The 18,162-nt window shown below is 72.5% G+C and carries 10 protein-coding genes and 1 tRNA gene; 10 read left to right on the forward strand and 1 reads right to left on the reverse strand.

What is annotated here, in order from left to right; genetic code table 11:
* Positions 1-903 precede the first annotated feature (903 nt).
* The 5 genes from AB0A97_RS29550 to AB0A97_RS29570 all read left to right on the forward strand — a co-directional run bounded on the left by AB0A97_RS29550 (position 904) and on the right by AB0A97_RS29570 (position 7,098).
* Positions 904-3,300, forward strand: coding sequence for a sodium-translocating pyrophosphatase (locus AB0A97_RS29550; RefSeq protein WP_361155527.1), 2,397 nt, complete (start codon positions 904-906; stop codon positions 3,298-3,300).
* Between the two features lie 204 nt (positions 3,301-3,504).
* Positions 3,505-4,086, forward strand: coding sequence for a small secreted protein (locus AB0A97_RS29555; protein WP_361155529.1), 582 nt, complete (start codon positions 3,505-3,507; stop codon positions 4,084-4,086).
* Positions 4,087-4,477: 391 nt separating this feature from the next.
* Positions 4,478-6,028: a methyltransferase gene (locus AB0A97_RS29560; protein ID WP_361155531.1), complete on the forward strand. Its 1,551-nt coding sequence runs from the start codon at positions 4,478-4,480 to the stop codon at positions 6,026-6,028.
* Positions 6,029-6,218: 190 nt separating this feature from the next.
* Positions 6,219-6,410, forward strand: a complete 192-nt coding sequence (locus tag AB0A97_RS29565) for a hypothetical protein (RefSeq protein WP_361155533.1) — start codon at positions 6,219-6,221, stop codon at positions 6,408-6,410.
* A 286-nt stretch (positions 6,411-6,696) separates the two neighbouring features.
* Positions 6,697-7,098, forward strand: a complete 402-nt coding sequence (locus AB0A97_RS29570; RefSeq protein ID WP_361155535.1) for a hypothetical protein — start codon at positions 6,697-6,699, stop codon at positions 7,096-7,098.
* 114 nt (positions 7,099-7,212) lie between these two features.
* Here the strand turns inward: AB0A97_RS29570 and AB0A97_RS29575 are convergent, their stop codons facing one another.
* Positions 7,213-7,581: a DUF2752 domain-containing protein gene (locus AB0A97_RS29575; protein WP_361155640.1), complete on the reverse strand. Its 369-nt coding sequence runs from the start codon at positions 7,579-7,581 to the stop codon at positions 7,213-7,215.
* A 599-nt stretch (positions 7,582-8,180) separates the two neighbouring features.
* Here AB0A97_RS29575 and topA point away from each other — a divergent pair.
* The 5 genes from topA (at position 8,181) to AB0A97_RS29600 (ending at position 18,079) form a co-directional block, all read left to right on the forward strand.
* A complete protein-coding gene (topA, locus tag AB0A97_RS29580; RefSeq protein ID WP_361155536.1) occupies positions 8,181-11,051 on the forward strand; it encodes a type I DNA topoisomerase in 2,871 nt (956 codons plus the stop codon).
* Between the two features lie 335 nt (positions 11,052-11,386).
* A complete protein-coding gene (gene tmk / locus AB0A97_RS29585; protein WP_361155538.1) occupies positions 11,387-14,593 on the forward strand; it encodes a dTMP kinase in 3,207 nt (1,068 codons plus the stop codon).
* 269 nt (positions 14,594-14,862) lie between these two features.
* Positions 14,863-16,092, forward strand: a complete 1,230-nt coding sequence (locus AB0A97_RS29590) for a DNA polymerase III subunit delta' (protein WP_361155540.1) — start codon at positions 14,863-14,865, stop codon at positions 16,090-16,092.
* Between the two features lie 251 nt (positions 16,093-16,343).
* On the forward strand, positions 16,344-17,945 hold the full coding sequence (locus AB0A97_RS29595) for an alpha/beta hydrolase (RefSeq protein WP_361155541.1): 1,602 nt from the start codon (positions 16,344-16,346) through the stop codon (positions 17,943-17,945).
* Positions 17,946-18,005: 60 nt separating this feature from the next.
* Positions 18,006-18,079 (forward strand) — tRNA-Thr (locus AB0A97_RS29600).
* Positions 18,080-18,162: the final 83 nt, after the last annotated feature.

Consider the following 18,162-nt stretch of genomic DNA (forward strand, 5'->3'; position numbering starts at 1 on the left):
CGGCGATCCCACCCGCACCGCAGGAAGCCCGTCTCGCGCCCCTCCGCGCCCGCACGCGCCCTTCCGCGCCTGCACGAGCATCTCCGCGTCCGCACGCGCCCTCTTTCACTCCCGCACGCCCCATTCAGCCGTACGTGCCCCAACTCTTTCGTGTGGCATGCGGCGGCCAGGGCTCACCATCCGGCCACTCGGGGGCCTTCCCCCTCACCCTCCTCTTCCGGCCACATCCGCACGCTCGTACCCATCGGGTTCCCCGTACCCACCGGTCCCGTGCGCCCGGCTCCTCCGCCTCCCCACCCGGCCGTACCGGGCGTACGGTCCGCCGTCGTCCCGGGGCCGCGTGCCCCCTACCGGAGTGCGTACTTCCGTGGCGGTACGCAGGCACCGACGCAGCCGGGCGTCCACCGACCCCGTACCGCCGCCGGACCATGCCCGCGGCGCCACCGGCACCTGGCGGGGCGGCCGGGCACACCGGGGCCCCGTGCGGGACCCCGCACGGGGCCCCCGAGCCGCCCGGTGCCCGCCGGCCCGACGGTGGCCCGACGACGGCCCGACGGCGGCCCGGCCGGGCCGCGCGGCGCTCGTTCGCGGCGCCGTGAGCAGCGGCGTTAGGTAAGACCCTGAGATCATCATTCAGTTGTCAGCTAATTATTCGCATTCATTCGTCCAGGCGAATTGCGGCGACGCGGCTACGGCCCCGCTATTTTCGATCTTCGCTGCTTCTTCGCCTGATCTCTGTCCGATCTCCGTCCGTTCTTCGAACGATCTCGGCCGCCACCGGCGAATTCCCTTTGAGGCGCCCTGTTTTGATCTGGTGCCGCTACCTACAATCCGTCCACAACTTTGCTCAGGACGCCTGAGCGTGCATCCGCGCGCCCATGTGCCAAACGTCAAGGAGGACGAATGGCGGGGCCTTACACCCCTCAGTTGCTGGAACACCCCTCTTACCTGGCCGAGCCATCGCTGACGTCGGGCAACCGCGGCATGGTGCTGGTGATCGCCGTCGTGGCGCTCGCGGCACTGGCCGTCGCGGCGGTGCTGGTGCGGCAAGTGCTCGCCGCCGGTGAGGGCACCGACAGCATGAAGAAGATCGCTGCCGCCGTGCAGGAAGGCGCGAATGCCTATCTCGCCCGGCAGTTGCGCACCCTCGGCGTTTTCGCCGTGGTGGTGTTCTTCCTGCTCATGCTGCTTCCCGCGGACAACTGGACGCAGCGCGCCGGGCGCAGCGTCTTCTTCTTGATCGGCGCCGGTTTCTCGGCCGCCACCGGCTATATCGGGATGTGGCTGGCGGTACGCAGCAATGTGCGTGTCGCCGCTGCCGCCCGGGAAGCCACGCCGGGCGAGGGCGAGGCGAAAAAGGATCTCACCGCCGTCTCGCACAAGGCCATGAAGATCGCTTTCCGTACGGGCGGCGTCGTCGGCATGTTCACCGTGGGGCTCGGCCTGCTCGGCGCGTCCTGTGTGGTGCTCGTCTACGCGGTCGACGCACCCAAGGTCCTGGAGGGCTTCGGTCTCGGCGCCGCGCTGATCGCGATGTTCATGCGGGTCGGCGGCGGCATCTTCACCAAGGCCGCGGACGTCGGCGCCGACCTCGTCGGCAAGGTCGAGCAGGGCATCCCCGAGGACGACCCGCGCAACGCCGCGACCATCGCGGACAACGTGGGCGACAACGTCGGCGACTGCGCCGGCATGGCCGCCGACCTCTTCGAGTCGTACGCCGTGACGCTGGTCGCCGCCCTCATCCTGGGCATGGCCGCCTTCGGCGACTCGGGCCTGGCCTTCCCGCTGCTGGTCCCGGCCATCGGTGTGGTCACGGCCATGATCGGCATCTTCGTCGTGGCGCCCCGGCGCTCCGACCGCAGCGGCATGACCGCCATCAACCGTGGCTTCTTCATCTCCGCGGCCATCTCGCTGGTCCTCGTGGCGGTCGCGGTCTTCACGTACCTGCCGTCCTCCTACGCCGACCTGTCCGGTGTCACGGACCCGGCGATCCTGGGCCGCAGCGGCGATCCGCGGGTGCTGGCGCTGGTGGCGGTCGCCATCGGCATCGTGCTGGCCGCGCTCATCCAGCAGCTCACCGGTTACTTCACGGAGACCAGCCGACGGCCGGTACGGGACGTCGGCAAGACCTCCCTGACCGGCCCGGCGACGGTGGTGCTCTCCGGGATCTCCCTCGGTCTGGAGTCCGCGGTCTACTCCGCGGTGCTGATCGCCCTGTCCGTGTACGGCGCCTTCCTGCTGGGCGGCACGTCCATCATGCTGGCGCTGTTCGCGGTGGCGCTGGCCGGCACCGGCCTGCTGACCACCGTCGGCGTGATCGTCGCGATGGACACCTTCGGCCCGGTTTCCGACAACGCCCAGGGCATCGCCGAGATGTCCGGCGACGTCACCGGCGACGGCGCGCAGGTCCTCACCGACCTGGACGCCGTCGGCAACACCACCAAGGCCATCACCAAGGGCATCGCCATCGCCACGGCCGTACTGGCCGCGGCGGCGCTGTTCGGCTCGTACCGCGACGCGATCGCCACGGCCGTACGGGACGTCGGGGACGCCGCCCGGGGCATGGGCCTGAGCCTGGACATCTCGCAGCCGAACAACCTGGTCGGCCTGGTGCTGGGCGCCTCCGTCGTCTTCCTCTTCTCGGGGCTGGCGATCAACGCGGTGTCCCGGTCGGCCGGCTCGGTCGTCTTCGAGGTGCGGCGGCAGTTCCGTGAGAAGCCCGGGATCATGGACTACACGGAGCAGCCGGAGTACGGGCGTGTCGTGGACATCTGCACCAAGGACGCGCTGCGCGAGCTGGCCACCCCCGGCCTGCTGGCGGTGCTCACGCCGATCGCCGTCGGTTTCTCGCTCGGCGTCGGCGCGCTCGGCTCGTTCCTCGCGGGCGCCATCGGCACCGGCACCCTGATGGCGGTCTTCCTCGCCAACTCGGGCGGCGCCTGGGACAACGCGAAGAAGCTGGTCGAGGACGGCCACCACGGCGGCAAGGGCAGCGAGGCGCATGCCGCGACCGTCATCGGCGACACGGTCGGCGACCCGTTCAAGGACACCGCGGGCCCCGCGATCAACCCGCTGCTGAAGGTCATGAACCTGGTGGCACTGCTGATCGCGCCGGCCGTCGTGAAGTTCAGCTACGGCGCGGACAAGAGCACCGGCGTGCGGATCGTGGCCGCCGGGGTGGCGATCGTCGTCATCGTCGGCGCGGTGTACGTCTCCAAGCGCCGCGGCATCGCGGTGGGTGACGAAGACAACAACTCGGGGAAGGTGGCGCAGACCGCCGACCCGGCGGTGGTCTCCTAGCGGGCGGGGCGTCCGCGCCGCTCAACGGGCGGGCGGAGGGCGTGCTTTGAGCACGCCCTCCGCCCGCACTGCTGTGCGCCCGGCCGCGTCACAGGGCTTGGTGCAAATGGCTGCAATGAGGGGCGTACGGGCCGACCGGCTCATGGCCGGGGGCCCTCGGACGTGTATGTTCCGGGGCCGAGAGCCATGGAAGGGACCAATCCGGTGAAGAAGAAGCTTGTGGCCGCGCTGTCCGGCGGCGCGGCACTGATGCTCGCGCTGACCGGCTGCAGCGACGACGGTGACAATAAGCTCGACGCCTGGGCCAAGAAGTTCTGCGACCCCGCCCAGGCCCAGTTCAAGAAGATCCAGGACGCCAACACGTCCATGCAGACGGCCGACAGCGGCGGCACCGACTCCAAGAAGGTCCAGGAGGCCGACTCCAAGGCGTTCCAGCAGATCTCCGACGCCTACGCGTCGCTGGCGAAGTCGCTCGACCAGGCCGGCGCGCCGCCCGCCGACGGCGGCGAGGAGTCCCAGAAGAACGCGGTCAAGGAGCTCAACGACCTCTCCAAGGGCTACGCCGACCTCAAGAAGCAGGTCGACGGCCTGGACACCGGGGACAAGGGCAAGTTCGCGGACGGCCTGCGGACGCTGTCCGACGGCATCAACAAGCTCAACAAGAAGAGCGAACAGGCGTTCAGCAAGCTGGAGTCCGGCGACGTCAAGAAGGCGATGGCGGGGCAGTCCGGCTGCCAGAACCAGAAGGCCACCGAGGGCGGCGGGTCGGCCGCGCCGAAGAAGTAGCCGAGGCGGGCGCGGCGGCCGCCGCCCCCCGGGCACGGCTGTCGCTCAGGGATGCTGGGGCCGGCCTCGGGAGGGCCACCGCGCAGGGCCGCCACGGCCGCCGAGTACGGCCACCGTGCACGTCCACGAGCGCCCCGGGGAGCGGCCGACACGCCGTCAGGCGCGGCCGGGTCGCGGCCGACACGCCGTCGGGACATGGCGGGCGCGCGGCCGACACGCCGGCGGGCATCCCGTCGGCCGCGCCCGCCCCACCGCTCGCCTCCCGACTCGCCGTCCGCCGCTCGCCCCGCACCCCGCAGCCCGACTCGCCGTCCGCCGTCCGCCGTGCCCCGTCGGCCGCGGCGTGGCCGGGCCGTGGCCGTTTGTCAGTGGTTGGCCTGACAATGGGAGCGTGAGTACGCACCTCCCCACCGCAGACCTTCGAGACCCCGATTCCGCCGCCCGTACGGCCCGGATGCGCGACGCGCTGCGCGACGCCGCGTTCACCGCCGACGGCCTGCTGGAGCTGCTCGGCGCGCCCGCCTACGCCGCGCTGGCCCGCAGCGAGACCGTTCCGGCGCTCCGCGCGACCCGGGACGACGGCCCGCTGTCCACCCTGGTGCGGCTGTTCCTGCTCCAGCGCCCGGTGCCGTACGACCGGGCCGCCGCCGCGCTGCCGGTGGACGACTGCCTCGCCGACGGCTGGCTGGTGCGCGACGGCGACGAGGTCCGGGCGAGCGTCGACGTGCGTCCGTACGGCGGCCCCGACGGCCAGGACTGGTGGATCGTCTCCGACCTCGGGTGCGCGGTCGGTGGCGCGGGCGGCATCCGGGCCGCCGAGGAGGCCGCGGGTGTGGACCGCGCGCAGTTGGTGCTCGGGGTCGGCGGCGCGTCCACGACGCTGGCCGGCATCACGGTCCGCACCCCCGTCGCCAAGGTCCTCGACCTCGGCACCGGCTCCGGCATCCAGGCGCTGCACGCCTCCCCGTACGCGACCGAGGTCACGGCCACCGACCTGAACCCGCGGGCGCTGCGGATCGCCGGGCTGACGCTGGCGCTGTCCGGCGCGGCCGCCGCCGACCTGCGGGAGGGCTCGCTGTTCGACCCGGTGGGCGAGGAGACGTACGACCTGATCGTCTCCAACCCGCCCTTCGTGATCTCGCCGGGCGCCCGGCTGACCTACCGGGACGGCGGCATGGGCGGCGACGACCTGTGCCGCACCATCGTCCAGCAGGCCGCGGACCATCTGAACGACGGCGGGTACTGCCAGCTGCTCGCCAACTGGCAGCACGTCGAGGGCGAGGACTGGCGCGACCGGCTGCGCTCCTGGGTGCCGCGCGGCTGCGACGCGTGGATCGTGCAGCGTGAGGTCCAGGACGTGACGCAGTACGCGGAGCTGTGGCTGCGGGACGCCGGCGACCACCGTACGGGCCCGGAGGAGTACGCGGCGCGCTACGACGCCTGGCTGGAGGAGTTCGCGACCCGGCGGACCAAGGCCGTCGGCTTCGGGTGGATCACCCTGCGCAAGTCCGGCGCGACGGACCCGTCGATCACGGTCGAGGAATGGCCGCACCCGGTCGAGCAGCCGCTGGGCACCGCGGTCGTCCAGCATTTCGAACGCCAGGACTACCTGCGCGCGACGGACGACGCGGCCCTGCTGGCCGGCCATTTCCGGCTCGCCGACGAGGTCGTGCAGGAACAGGTCGGGCTGCCCGGGGCCGAGGACCCGGAGCACGTGGTCCTGCGGCAGAACCGCGGCATGCGGCGCGCCACGAAGGTGGACACGGTCGGCGCGGGCTTCGCCGGGGTCTGCGACGGCTCGCTGCCCGCCGGACGGATCCTCGACGCGATCGCGCAACTGGTCGGCGAGGATCCGGTGTTGCTGCGCGACCGTACGCCGGACGCGATCCGGACCCTCGTCGAGCAGGGCTTCCTGGAGCCGGTGGCGACCGGGACGGACTGAATCCCGGGCCGAGGGGGTGACGGCGTGGTCGAGCCGAAGGGGTGACGGCGGGGCCGGGCCGAGGAGCGGCGGAGAGAGGCCCCGCCCCCGGTCCGAGGGACGACGGCCCCGAGGGGCGACGGTCAGGCCGTACAGGTGGCATTCACCCGAGGTTCGTCGCCGCGCTGCCCGGGAGTGCCACTCTGCCCGCATGGAGAGTGGTCCCGAGGCGTTCGCCGGGGCGGCCTTCGCGCTGTTCGGCGCCGGCCTGCTGGTGTGGACGGGCGTGTGCGTACGGGCCGGGGAGCCGGTCGCCGACGGGGTGGGCCGGACGTCGGGTACGGCGCTGGCGCTGCTCTTCGGCGTGCTGTTCCTGGGGACGGGATGCTGGCTGCTGCTGTAGCGCGGACGGGGCGGACGGGGCAGGCCACCGGGCGCATCCGGAAGTTCCCGGGAGCCCCGAGGGAACGCCCCACCCTCCCCCGCCGTCTTCACAAGAAGCGCCTGCCGCCCAGCCTTCTCCATCCCTTTCGTTGCGCACTCAACTGCATTGCGGCCACGGCCTGTTCACTTCCGCACCACCAGAAAAAACTCACGCAAAACCACTCCCCCGTGAGGCAACCGGAACGGCCATCTGCCCGTGTTCCAGAGGGAAGGCCATCAACCGGCCCAACAGGGAGGAACACGTCATGAACCGTGCATACCGCCTCGCCGCCGCAGGGGTTCTCAGCGCCGCTCTCGTCGCCGGGACCGCGGCCGCCGCCTCCGCGGCCCCCGCGTCCCCGGCCGCCCACTCCGTGGCCGCCAAGGCCCCGCAGAAGGCCACGCTCACCGCCAAGGCGAGCACGACCTCGGTCAAGGCGTGGCAGGAGTTCCGTATCTCCGGCACCTCCACCGGCATCAAGGCGGGCACCAAGGTCACCGTCCAGCAGAAGCAGGGCGCCAAGTGGGTCTCGCTGCCCGCCAGCGTCACCACCAACAAGACCGGCGCCTACTCGCTCCGCGTCAAGCTGGGCATCAAGGGCGTCAACCAGCTTCGGATCGCCGGCGGCGGCGTGATCTCCCCGGTGATCACGGTCACGGTGCGCTGAAGCGGGCCGTAGGGCACCTCTCAGGACGCACGGTACGCCGGGCGCGCCGCTTCCCCCGCGGCGCGCCCGGCGGCCGTCCGCGTGCGGGCGGTGCCCGCGGGGTGAGACCCCCGGTCAGCCCGTGAGATTGCGCACCAGCATCCAGGCGGCGGCGACACCGAGGACGACGGCGTTGCCGCGCGCCCCGAGGCGGGCCCGGAACCGGTGCCCGCGCAGCCCCGCGTACAGCCACCGGCTGGTCATGTACGCGGCGGCCGGTCCGCCCAGGGTCAGCAGGACGGCGTTGTCGTGGAAGGCCGTCACGAGGTCGCCGTGCATCAGGTCATACGCCATCCGGGTCCCGCCGCACGCGGGGCAGAGCAGCCCGGTCGCCCAGCGGAACGGACACGGAAGCAGTACCTGCCCCGGTTCGTGGGGATTGGTGTGCCACAGATAGGCCGCGCCGAGGGCGCCGACGCCGACGGCGACCGCCGCGCGGCGCAGCGTCGCGTTCCGTACGGCGGCGGGGGAGGAGGGGGCGTTCACGGAGTACTCACCGCACCGGGCCCGGCTCGACGACCTGGCGTAGTCGCCCTGATTCAGGACAAACGCGCTCTGCCGGGGCGACGGCCCCGGCCCCGGCTCCACACAGACCCACCGGCCCCTCCAGTCATCCCGGCTACCGCGACTCTCCCGGCCGCTCCAGCCGTCCCCGCCACTTCCCGCACGCCGGCGACATCACGCCCCGCCCCGGCCGGGACGGCGGCACCGCGTGGGAGGGCACGGTCGAGAGGGGACAGTACGGGGTGAGAACGGATACGGCCACCGGCCGTCCTGTCCGCGCAGCCCGTAACCCCGCAGCCCCCAGTCCGCAGCCCCCGGCCGACCGGCCCGGAGCCGGGTCCGGCACCGGCCCGTGTCCGGTCCGGGCGGCATGAAGGCATGTAGTCGGGTTACCGTTCGAGTGGCGTTGCGGGGTTTTTCCGTTTGACACGAGGGCGGGATGTACCGTCACACTCCGCAGCGTCAAGCGTCACCGCAGTGTCCCCCAGAGCTCCGGCCCGGGGGGTTACCCCCAGCGTCGACCGGAGAGAAGAGCGAAGTTGTCCCCGACCAGCGAGACCGCACAGGGCGGCGGCCGCCGACTCGTCATCGTCGAGTCGCCTGCCAAGGCGAAGACGATCAAGGGCTACCTCGGCCCCGGCTACGTGGTCGAGGCCAGCGTCGGGCACATCCGCGACCTCCCGAACGGCGCGGCGGAGGTCCCGGCGAAGTACAAGGGCGAGCCCTGGGCCCGTCTCGGCGTGAACGTCGACGCCGACTTCCAGCCGATCTACGTCGTCAACAGTGACAAGAAGGACCAGGTCAAGAAGCTCAAGGAGCTGCTGGCCGAGTCCGACGAACTCTTCCTCGCCACCGATGAGGACCGCGAGGGCGAGGCCATCGCCTGGCACCTCCAGGAGATCCTCAAGCCCAAGGTCCCGGTCCACCGGATGGTCTTCCACGAGATCACCAAGGACGCGATCCGGGCCGCCGTCGCCAACCCGCGCGAGCTGAACCAGAAGCTGGTCGACGCCCAGGAGACCCGCCGCATCCTCGACCGCCTCTACGGCTACGAGGTCTCGCCGGTCCTGTGGAAGAAGGTCATGCCGCGCCTGTCGGCCGGCCGGGTGCAGTCGGTGGCCACCCGCCTCGTCGTCGAGCGGGAGCGCGAGCGCATCGCCTTCCGCTCCGCCGAGTACTGGGACCTGACCGGCACGTTCTCCACGGGCCGCGAGGGCGACACCAGCGACCCGTCCACCCTGGCCGCCCGCCTGTCCACGGTCGACGGCCGCCGCGTCGCCCAGGGCCGCGACTTCGGCGCCAACGGGCAGTTGAAGAACGCCGACGTCCTCCACCTGGACGAGACCAACGCCCGCGCGCTGGCCGCCGCCCTGGAGAACACCGACTTCGCGGTCCGCTCGGTCGAGTCCAAGCCGTACCGCCGCTCCCCGTACGCCCCGTTCCGTACGACCACGCTCCAGCAGGAGGCCAGCCGCAAGCTGGGCTTCGGCGCGAAGTCCACCATGCAGGTGGCGCAGAAGCTGTACGAGAACGGCTTCATCACCTATATGCGTACGGACTCCACGACGCTCTCGGACACCGCGATCTCCGCGGCCCGCGCCCAGGTCACGCAGCTTTACGGCGCCGCGTACCTGCCGGACAAGCCGCGCTCGTACGCGGGCAAGGTCAAGAACGCGCAGGAGGCGCACGAGGCGATCCGGCCTTCGGGTGATCGTTTCCGCACCCCGGCGGAGACCGGCCTGACCGGTGATCAGTTCAGGCTGTACGAGCTGATCTGGAAGCGCACCGTCGCCTCCCAGATGAAGGACGCCACCGGCAACTCCGTCACCGTCAAGATCGGCGGCCGGACGGCCGACGGCCGGGACGCCGAGTTCAGCGCCTCCGGCAAGACCATCACCTTCCACGGCTTCCTCAAGGCGTACGTGGAAGGCGCCGACGACCCGAACGCCGAGCTGGACGACCGCGAGCGGCGGCTGCCGCAGGTCGCCGAGGGCGACCCGCTGACCGCGCGGGAGATCACCGCGGACGGCCACGCCACCAAGCCCCCGGCCCGCTACACCGAGGCGACGCTGGTCAAGGAGCTGGAAGAGCGCGAGATCGGCCGCCCGTCGACGTACGCGTCGATCATCGGCACCATCCTGGACCGCGGCTACGTCTTCAAGAAGGGCACCGCCCTGGTGCCGTCCTTCCTGAGCTTCGCCGTGGTCAACCTCTTGGAGAAGCACTTCGGGCGGCTCGTCGACTACGACTTCACCGCCAAGATGGAGGACGACCTCGACCGCATCGCGCGCGGTGAGGCCCAGTCCGTGCCGTGGCTGCGCCGCTTCTACTTCGGCGAGGGCGAGGCGGCCGGCGCCGCCTCCGAGGCGGGCAACGGCGACGGCGACCACCTCGGAGGCCTGAAGGAACTGGTCACCGACCTCGGCGCGATCGACGCCCGCGAGATCTCCTCCTTCCCGGTCGGCGACGGCATCATGCTGCGCGTCGGCCGCTACGGCCCGTACGTGGAGCGCGGCGAGAAGGACGCCGAGGGCCACCAGCGCGCCGACGTGCCGGAGGACCTGGCGCCCGACGAGCTGACCGTCGCGTACGCGGAGGAGCTGCTCGCCAAGCCGAGCGGCGACTTCGAGCTGGGCATGGACCCGCACAGCGGCAACCAGATCGTCGCCAAGGACGGCCGCTACGGCCCGTACGTCACCGAGATCCTGCCCGAGGGCACCCCGAAGACCGGCAAGAACGCGGTCAAGCCGCGCACCGCCTCGCTCTTCAAGTCGATGTCCCTGGACACCGTCACCCTCGCCGACGCCCTCAAGCTGATGTCGCTGCCGCGCGTCGTCGGCAAGGACCCCGAGGGCGTCGAGATCACCGCGCAGAACGGCCGCTACGGCCCGTACCTGAAGAAGGGCACCGACTCGCGCTCCCTGGAGAGCGAGGACCAGATCTTCAACATCACGCTGGAGCAGGCCCTCGCCATCTACGCGCAGCCCAAGCAGCGCGGCCGGGCCGCCGCCAAGCCGCCGCTGAAGGAGCTGGGCACCGACCCGGTCAGCGAGCGCCCCGTGGTCGTCAAGGACGGCCGCTTCGGCCCGTACGTCACCGACGGCGAGACCAACGCGACGCTGCGGCGGGACGACGACGTCGAGACGATCACGCCGGAGCGCGGGTACGAGCTGCTCGCCGAGAAGCGCGCCAAGGGCCCGGCGAAGAAGAAGACCGCCAAGAAGGCCCCGGCCAAGAAGGCGACGGCGAAGAAGACCGCCGCGAAGAAGGCCCCGGCGAAGAAGACGGCCGCGAAGAAGACGACGGCCGCGAAGAAGACCACGACGGCGAAGAAGACGACCGCCGCCAAGAAGACCACGGCTGCGGCCGCGACGGCGAAGAAGGCGGCGGCCGAGAGCGTGGAGGACTGAGGGGGAGCACGTTGACGTACCGCGTCACCTGCACCGTCGAGGCGAAGGCGACGGCGGACGTCATGGCTCCCGAGCGGCGTGACCTGCTCGAACGCGGGCCGGCCAAGCTGACGCTCGACCCGTACCACAAGGCGACGGTGCCGGTCGGCACGCACGGGACGACCGCAGGGTCCAGGTGGCGCCGGGACTCCTCATCGAGTACGTCGTCGCGCACGGGCTGCTCGTCATCGTGGTGATCGAGATCTTCGACGACATGCTGCTGGAGGACTGAACCCACCCGCCCGTGTGTTCGGGTGGACGCTGGACCTGTCATATCCGGCCGATAGGCTGGCGGGATGACGCGTGCCGAGCTCCCTACGGTCGTGACCCCCACATCCGGCGCCCTCGTCGCGGACTCCCGCGAGCGCGCCGTGCGAGCCCTGCTCCGCTTCCCCCCACTGAAGCGGCTCTGGAGCGCACAGTTCGTCGGGGCGATCGGCGATGCCCTAGCCCTGTTGGTGCTCGTACTGCTGACGCTGCAAGCGGCGGTGTACGTACCCTTCGGCGGCCAGGCGGCCTTCGGCGGCGGCTACCGCGGCGCGGCCCTGGCCGTCGCCGCCGTCTTCGCGGCCCGGATGCTGGCCACCCTGCTCTCCGGGGCGGTGCTGCTGGGCCCGCTGTCCGCGCTGACCGCGCCGTCCGGACCGCTGGACCGCCGCTGGACCATGATCGGCGCGGACGGGGTGCGGCTGGCGCTGCTGGTCGTGGCCCCGCTGTGGATCGACTGGACCCCTGACACCGCGCTGATCTGGCTGCTGGTGACGGTCTTCGTCGGCGGCGTGGCCGAGCGCTTCTGGACCGTCGCGCGGGAGAGCGCGGCGCCCGGACTGCTCCCCGCGCCACCCCCGGCCCCGGCCCCGTCCGACCGGGGGGACCGGGCCGAAGGACCGTCCGTCCGCCCGCTGCCGGACAACCTGGACGCGCTGCGCCGCCTGTCGCTGCGCACCGCCTTCGTCTCGCTGCCGCTGGCCGCCGCGGGCCTGATCGTCGTCGCGCTGGTCAGCAGGCTGCTGGCCAACGGCATCGGCTGGTTCGCCGACCACCAGGCCGCGCTCGCCTCGTACGTGGCCTCCGGCCTCTTCGCCGCCTCCGTCTCGATCCTGTACTTCCTCGAACTTCCCGGTACGCAGACACCGCGCCCGCGCTCCCCCCTGGAGGGCCTGCGCCGCCCCAAGGGTGACGGCGGTGTCGACCGCGGCCGTACGAACGCCGTACCGCTGTTGGTTCTGGCCTGCGCGGCGGTGGCCGGCGCGATCGCCTCGGCCGTCTCCGTCGCCGTCCTGCACGCCGGTGACCTCGGCGGCGGACCGGTCGCCTTCGGACTGCTGGTCCTCGGCCTGAGCGCCGGCCCGGTCGCGGGCATCCGCGGCGCCCGCAAGGTGCTGCCCGCGCTGTCCCGGCGCCGTCTGCTGGCCCTCGCCGTGGCCGTCACGGGCCTGGCCCTGCTGGCGGCCGGGCTGGTCCCGGACACCACGACGGTCGTGCTGCTGATGCTGCTGGCCGGAGTGGCGGCGGGCGTCGCGGCCAACACCGGCCACACGCTCCTGGACCAGGAGACCGAAGCCTCCCGCTCGGCCCGGACGACCGATCACCTGCACGCGGTCGTCCGGCTCGTCGTCGCGCTGGCCGTCATCGTGGCGCCGCTGCTCGCCGGGGCCATCGGCCCGCACCACCTGGCGGGCGACAAGAACGTCTTCTCGCACGGCGGCGCGGCCTTCACCCTGATGCTGGTCGGCGCGCTGCTGCTGCCGGTCGCCGCATGGGTGCTCGGCAAGGTCGACGACCGGCAGGGCGTCCCCCTCGGCCGCGACCTGCGCGAGGCACTGCGCGGCGGCGACCCGGACCAGGCCCCGGCCCCCACCGGCTTCTTCATCGCCCTGGAGGGCGGCGACGGCGCCGGGAAGTCGACCCAGGTCGAGGCGCTCGCCGCATGGATCCGCGGCAAGGGGCACGAGGTCGTGGTGACCCGCGAGCCCGGCGCCACCGCCATCGGCAAGCGGCTGCGCTCGATCATCCTGGACGTGTCCACCTCGGGCCTCTCCGACCGCGCCGAGGCCCTGATGTTCGCCGCCGACCGCGCCGAACACGTCAACAGCGTGATCCGCCCCGCCCTCGAACGTGGCGCGGTCGTCATCACCGACCGCTACATCGACTCCTCCGTCGCCTACCAGGGCGCGGGCCGCAACCTCGCCCCCACCGAGATCGCCCGCATCTCCCGCTGGGCCACCGACGGCCTCGTACCGCACCTGACCGTGCTCCTCGACGTCTCCCCGGAGACCGCCCGCGAGCGCTTCACCGAGGCACCGGACCGGATGGAGTCCGAGCCGGCCGAGTTCCACCAGCGCGTCCGCTCCGGCTTCCTGACCCTGGCCGCCGCCGACCCGGCGCGCTACCTGGTCGTGGACGCCGGCCAGGAGCCGGAGGACGTCACCACCGTCGTACGCCACCGCCTCGACCAGGTGCTGCCGCTGTCCGAGGCCGAGGTCAAGGCCCAGGAAGAGGCCCGCAAGGCCGCCGAGGAGGAAGCCCGGCGCAAGGCCGAGGAAGAGGCCGCGCGCAAGGCCGAGGAGGAGCGCAAGGAGCGCGAACGGCAGGAGCAGCTCGCCAAGCTCCGCGCCGAGGAGGAAGAGCGCAAGCGCCGCGAGATCGAAGAGGCCAAGGCCCGCGAAGCCGCCCGCCAGGCCGAAGAAGCACGCAAGCGCGCCGAGGAGGCCCGCCAGGCCGCCGAGGAGGAGCGCCTGCGCCGCGAGGCCGAAGAGCGCGCGCGCCAGGCCGAACAGGAACGCCTGCGCAAGCGGGCCGAGGAAGAGGCCCGGCTGCGCGCGGAGGCCGAGGAACGCCGCCTGGAGAAGCAGCGCAAGGCCGAAGAGGCGCTGCTGCGCGCCGAACAGGCTCGCCTGGCCGCCGCGGCCGAGGCGGAGGCCGAGGCCGCGCGCAAGGCCCGCGAAGAGGCGGTGAGGGCGGCGGAGACCGCGGAGGCGCCCACGACGGAGACGCCGATGGCGGGGCTGGAGCAGCACGGCCGAGCGGAGCAGGAGCCGTCGTCCCGTTCGTCCGCGGCCTCGGACGCCGAGGAGACGGCTGTGCTGCCGCAGCACCGGGACGACGCCCCGGGAGCCTCCGACGAGACCGCGGTGCTGCCGCCCGTACGCCCCGAGGCGGGCCAGGGCTGGCAGCAGCGGGAAGAGGCGCGGCGCGGGGACGACCCGGCGGACCGGGTGCCTGAGTGGATGTTCCGCAAGGAGCACGACGGCCGTACGGGGGAGCGGGGCGCGCGGGGCACGTCCGGAGCCTCCGGTGTCTCCGGCGTGGAACGTACGAGGGAACTCCCGCAGATCGACCCGGCCACCGGCGAACCGGTCCAGCCCGCACCGCGCCGCCGCCCGGCCTGGGCGGAGGAGACCCCGCTGGACGACCTGCCGACACTGGCCGACGAACTCCTCGGCCCGCGCGAGGACGAGGACGAACAGCAGGGGCGCGGCCGACGGGGGCGCCGGGGCTGAGGCGGCGGCCGGATGATGGGTCCGTAAAAGGGTGAGCCCCTGGCAGCCGTCTTCTGACGGACGCCGGGGGCTCACCCCTTCCCCACCACCAACCGCCGCCCCCCCACCCCCTCTCCTCATCCCTTCCTCCTCCCCTCCCCGCCCGCGCTGTCAGTGGGAGGCCCCACAATGGAACGAGCGCGGGGCGCGGCGCGACGGCGCGGAAGAACGCGCGTCGGCGGGGCGGCGTGACGGCACGGGCAGGACGGACAGGAACGGCGGGCAGCGAAATGGCTGTGTGGGACGACGTGGTCGGGCAGGAACGCCTGACGGAGCAGCTTGCCGCTGCCGCGCGCGACGCGGACGCGCTGGTCACCGCCGAGGGCGCGGTCGCGAGCGGCGCGGACCCCATAGCGCAGTCCGGCACGTCCAAGATGACGCACGCCTGGCTGTTCACCGGCCCGCCCGGCTCGGGCCGGGCCACCGCCGCCCGCGCCTTCGCCGCCGCTCTCCAGTGCGTCAGCCCGGACCGCGCGCTCGGCGGTGTCCCCGGCTGCGGCTTCTGCGACGGCTGCCACACGAGCCTGGTGGGCACCCACGCCGACGTCGAGGTGGTCCGTACGGACCTGCTCTCGATCGGCGTCAAGGAGACCCGCGACCTGGTCCGCCGCTCCTCCATGTCCCCGTCCGGCGGCCGCTGGCAGGTCATCGTCCTGGAGGACGCCGACCGCCTCACCGAGGGCGCGGGCAACGTACTCCTCAAGGCCGTCGAGGAGCCCGCCCCCCGTACGGTCTGGCTGCTGTGCGCCCCCTCCATCGAGGATGTCCTGCCCACGATCCGCTCCCGCTGCCGGCACGTCACCCTGCGCACGCCGCCGGTGGCCGCCGTCGCCGACGTCCTGATCCGCCGGGACGGCATCGACCCGGACGCCGCGGCGGCCGCCGCCCGTGCCACCCAAGGACACATCGGCCGGGCCCGCCGCCTGGCCACCGACGAGCGCGCCCGCGCCCGCCGTGACGCCGTCCTCAAGCTGCCCCTGCGCGTCGACGACATCGGCGGCTGCCTCAAGGGCGCCCAGGAACTGATCGACGCGGCGTCGGAGGACGCCAAGCAGGTCGCGGAGGACGTCGACACCAAGGAGACGGAGGAGCTGCGCGCCGCCCTCGGTGCCGCGGCCGGCACGGGCGGCCGGCTGCCGCGCGGTACGGCGGGCGCCATGAAGGAACTCCAGGACAAGCAGAAGCGCCGCTCCACCCGTACCCAGCGCGACAGTCTCGACCTCGCCCTGACCGACCTCACCGGCTTCTACCGCGACGTCCTGGCCGTCCAACTGGGCGCCACGGTCCCGCTCGCCAACGACGAGGTCCGCGACAGCATCCGGCGTATCGCCTCCTCCTCGTCCCCGGAGCGCACCCTGCGCCGGATAGAGGCGGTCATCGCCTGCCGCCAGGCCCTCGACCGCAATGTGGCGCCCCTCCTGGCCGTCGAGGCGATGACAGCGGCCCTCCGCGAGGGCTGAGGCCCACCGGTCCCTTCCGGGACACACCCCTCACCCGTACGAGCGTACCCACTCACCCCCACGGAACGTCCCGACCCGGATACGCTCCGTCCACCACCGAGGTCGACGCGACACCCCCCAAAGCACCTCCCACCACCTCCCACCACCTCCCACCACCTCCACCTCTCCACTCCACCAATTCCGCCCCGCCCCTCCCACCCCACTCCCACCCCCTTCCGCCCTTCCTCTCCCCAGGGACCGAGGGACCGCCCATGGCCACCAGCCGCCTGCTCCGCACCGCCGGTACCGTCCTGACCGCCACCGTGCTGCTCGTCTCCGGTTGCTCCTCGGGGGATTCCTCACCCGGCGCCGCTGCCTCCGGGCAGCCGACGAACGGCCGTACGGGCTCCGCCGAAGCCATGCCCGACGCGGCGACGGCCACCCTCAAGCCCCTCCCCACCGCCGTCCCGGCCGCCCTCCGGCCGTATTACGACCAGAAACTCACCTGGCGTGAGTGCGGCATCGTCGGCTTCGAGTGCACGACGATGAAGGCCCCTCTCGACTACGCGAAGCCCAGCACCGCCACCGACCTGAAGCTGGCCGTCTCCCGCAAGAAGGCCACCGGCCCGGGCAGCCGCATCGGTTCCCTCATGGTCAACCCGGGCGGTCCGGGCGGCTCGGCGATCGACTACCTCCAGCAGTACGCGCCGCAGCCCGACGCCGTCCGGGCCCGGTACGACATGGTCGCCGTGGACCCGCGCGGCGTGGCCCGCAGCGAGCCGGTCACCTGCCTGTCCAAATCCGAGATGGACGAGTACACCCGCGTCGACCAGACCCCCGACTCGGACGCCGAGGTCGACCGCCTCACCAGCGCCCAGCGCGACTTCAGCCGGGGATGCCGCGCCCGCACCGGAGCCCGCCTCGGCCATGTCTCGACCGTCGAATCGGCCCGAGACATGGACGTCCTGCGCGCCGCCCTCGGTGACGACAAGCTCACCTACGTCGGCGCCTCCTACGGGACCTTCCTCGGCGCGACCTACGCCGGCCTCTTCCCCTCCCGCGTCGGCCGCCTCGTACTCGACGGCGCGACGGACCCCTCCCTGCCGGCCCGGACGATGAACCGCGACCAGACCGCCGGCTTCAACACCGCCTTCACCGCATTCGCCAAGGACTGCGCCAAGCAACGCGACTGCCCCCTGGGTACCGGCGGCCCCGAAGAAGCGGGCCGCCGCCTGAGCGCCCTCTTCAAACAGCTCGACGCCCGTCCCGCCCCCACCGGCAGCCCCCGCACCCTCACCGAGTCCCTCGCCACCAGCGGCGTGACGGCCGCCATGTACGACGAGGGCGCCTGGCCGGTGCTGCGCGAATACCTCGCCCAGGCCCAGAAGGGCGACGGCCGCGGCCTGCTCGCCCTCTCCGACTCCTATTACGAACGCGACCCCGACGGCACCTACGCCAACCAGATGTTCGCCAACCCCGCCGTGAACTGCCTCGACCTCCCCGGCGCCTTCTCCGGCCCCGACGAGGTACGCGCCGCCCTGCCCGCCTTCCGCAAGGCATCCCCGGTCTTCGGCGAAAGCTTCGCCTGGGCCGCCCTGAACTGCGCGTACTGGCCGGTCGAACCCACCGGCGAGCCCCACCGCATCACCGCCGAGGGCGCCGCCCCGATCCTGGTCGTCGGCACCACCCGCGACCCGGCCACCCCGTACCCCTGGGCCCGCTCCCTGGCCTCCCAGCTCTCCTCGGCCACCCTCCTCACCTACGAGGGCGACGGCCACACCGCCTACGGCCGCGGCAGCGACTGCATCGACACCACCATCAACACCTACCTCCTCGAAGGCACACCCCCACCCCCCGACAAACACTGCACCTGACCCCACCCCCACCCGGTTCGGACCACCCCCATCCGATGTGTAGACTGGGCTCCGCACCACGCCGCCTTAGCTCAGTCGGCCAGAGCGACGCACTCGTAATGCGTAGGTCGGGGGTTCGACTCCCCCAGGCGGCTCAGCGAAAGGGCCAGATCAGAGGAGTCTGATCTGGCCCTTTGTCGTGCCTCTGACGGGGGCTGTCCTTCGGTGCGAGGGTGAC

This window comes from Streptomyces sp. NPDC045470, assembly GCF_040646595.1.
GTDB lineage: Bacteria > Actinomycetota > Actinomycetes > Streptomycetales > Streptomycetaceae > Streptomyces.